Here is a 2,101-nt window from a genome sequence, read left to right as displayed (position 1 = left end):
CCCATCCACGGCTCGCGGGCGCACCCGTCCCCGTCCACCCGTGAGCCGCCCGCCACCCACCGGAAAGCCCCGCCAACCCGGGGGGAGATGGAAAAGCATTGGGCCCGCCAGCGGGCCATCGACAGGAGTCGTGGTGGACCCATCCCGTTCTCCACCACCCGGGGACCGTGCGCCTGGAGGCGGGGGCGGGGCCCGGGGGCGCCCGAAGGCGAGCGTCAAGGGATCGCGCGGCGCCCCAAGACCAGGCCGGCGGCAGCGGCACAGAAGTCGGGGCGACGCGCACTCCCCAGCGAGCGAGGGGGTCACCGGGACACGCACCCGCACCCCGCAACCACGGACCCCCGTGCGGCGCAGCCGCACAAGCGCCGCAGGCGCAAAGCCGCGCCGCAGGCGCAACCCCAAGAAGCAGAACGAGCCCTCAGCGACCTACGCCGCGAACCACGCACTCCCCCACGGCGTGTTCCGGTAGACCGTGAAGACCACGGCAACCGCCGCGAGGGCGAGGGTCAGGCGGTTGATCATGCGGGGCGAGAGGGGCTCGCCCTTGCCGGTCCAGCCTCGCCGTACTGCCGCGACCCACAGCACGAGCGCGACCGGGAGCAGCAGGCCGACGAAGAGGAGGTTGCTGTGCGCGGCTGCGCCGACCTGGCCGTGGCCGAGGTCGTTGACCGCGCGGAGGCCGCCGCACAACGGGCAGTCCCAGCCGGTGATCGCCTTGAACGGGCAGAACCCCCACGACCCGTGCACGTGTGGGTCGCGCAGCCGCAGGGCAAGCGTGGCCGTGGCGACGGCACCGGCCGCAGCCAGCGGGCGGCCGATCCGGCGCACGGGAGCCCGGTCGAGCTCGGGTCCGCGCGCGAGGGTGGCCATCAGTGGCTCGAGTGGTAGCCCATCCGCGCCATGACGTAGCCCACCAGGATCGCCACCGGCGCGAGGGCGACTCCGACCCAGAACGTCACCATGGAGCCCGCCATCAGGCCGACGCCACCCACCACGAAGGCGGCCAGGGCGATCGCGACGGCCGTCCAGGCTGCGGGGGTGTTGCCGTGGTTGTCGGCCATGGGAGTGACTCCTTGTCGGTGCCGTTCTCGTTGCGGGGCGAGAGCATTCTAGGGGGACGGGGAGCCCTCGGAGTCCGTCGGGTCGACTCCCTCGTCGAGTGCCTTCCAGAGGTCCTTCTGGTCGGTCGGGTCGACGACGGCGGGCCGGGAGGCCGGCGCGTCGTACCGGCTGCTCATCGCCGGCCAGAGCGGCGCCCGACGCCAGGCGACGGCCAGGGCGACGACCGAGAGCAGGGTCGCGCCCGCGGCCGTCGCGTACCAGCCGGTGGCGTCGACTCCCTCGCCGGTGGCGACCGGACCGAGTCGCGTGCGCAGGTCGTCGGGGAGGGCGAAGGGGGCACGGATCACGCAGGCGGCGACGCCGAGCGCCCCGGCCAGGGCCACGCCGACGGCGACCCGACGCAGACCGCCGCGCGTGACCAGGAGCACGCCCCAGCCGGCCAGCACGACCAGCGACAGCGCGAGCGCGAGCGGCATGTCGATCGTGGTCTGGGAGACCGGGCCGGCCGGCGCCGAGGAGTGCTGCGCGAGCCGGAACCACGGCTTGGCCGCGGCGACCGCGCCGAGCGCTCCGGCAGCGAGTCCGAGGCCGACGGTGGGCGCGAAGCCGGTACGACGCTCAGCCATCGGTGAGCAGGTCGGCGTCGAAGCAGGTGCGCGCACCGGTGTGGCAGGCCGGCCCCTCCTGGTCGACCTTCACCAGCAGGGTGTCGCCGTCGCAGTCGAGGCGGACCTCCACGACGTGCTGGCGGTTTCCGGAGGTCTCGCCCTTGACCCAGTACTCCTGACGCGACCGGCTCCAGAACGTGCCGCGGCCGGTGGTGAGCGTGCGGTGCAGCGCCTCGTCGTCCATCCAGCCGAGCATCAGCACCTCGCCGGTGTCGTGCTGCTGCACGACGGCGGGGACGAGCCCCTGCTCGTTGCGCTTCAGGCGGGCGGCGATGTCCGGGTCGAGGGAGGATTCCACCTCCGAAGTATCGCCGACAGGGCACTGCCGCTTCGCGCCGAGCCGTCGAGCGGGCAGTCGCACTGGTTCACGA

At 73.8% G+C, this 2,101-nt stretch carries 4 protein-coding genes; all 4 read right to left on the bottom strand.

Annotated elements, in window-relative coordinates; genetic code table 11:
- Positions 1 to 426: 426 nt before the first annotated feature.
- The 4 genes from EFL26_RS07570 to hisI are packed head-to-tail and all read right to left on the bottom strand — an operon-like array spanning position 427 to position 2,028.
- A complete protein-coding gene (locus EFL26_RS07570) occupies positions 427 to 870 on the bottom strand; it encodes a DUF2752 domain-containing protein (RefSeq protein WP_123222259.1) in 444 nt (147 codons plus the stop codon).
- Positions 870 to 1,061, bottom strand: coding sequence for an HGxxPAAW family protein (locus tag EFL26_RS07565; protein WP_123222258.1), 192 nt, complete (start codon positions 1,059 to 1,061; stop codon positions 870 to 872). Before EFL26_RS07565 ends, EFL26_RS07570 begins: the two co-directional genes overlap by 1 nt.
- A gap of 48 nt (positions 1,062 to 1,109) precedes the next feature.
- Positions 1,110 to 1,688 carry a Trp biosynthesis-associated membrane protein gene (locus tag EFL26_RS07560; RefSeq protein ID WP_123222257.1) on the bottom strand — a complete coding sequence of 193 codons (579 nt, stop codon included), beginning with the start codon at positions 1,686 to 1,688 and terminating at the stop codon, positions 1,110 to 1,112.
- A complete protein-coding gene (gene hisI, locus EFL26_RS07555) occupies positions 1,681 to 2,028 on the bottom strand; it encodes a phosphoribosyl-AMP cyclohydrolase (protein ID WP_183408079.1) in 348 nt (115 codons plus the stop codon). The genes EFL26_RS07560 and hisI overlap by 8 nt, the downstream gene beginning before the upstream one ends.
- Positions 2,029 to 2,101 lie beyond the last annotated feature (73 nt).

This window comes from Nocardioides pocheonensis (assembly GCF_003725535.1).
In the GTDB taxonomy this organism is placed as follows: domain Bacteria; phylum Actinomycetota; class Actinomycetes; order Propionibacteriales; family Nocardioidaceae; genus Marmoricola; species Marmoricola pocheonensis.
This window is presented reverse-complemented; position numbering and strand designations above follow the sequence as displayed.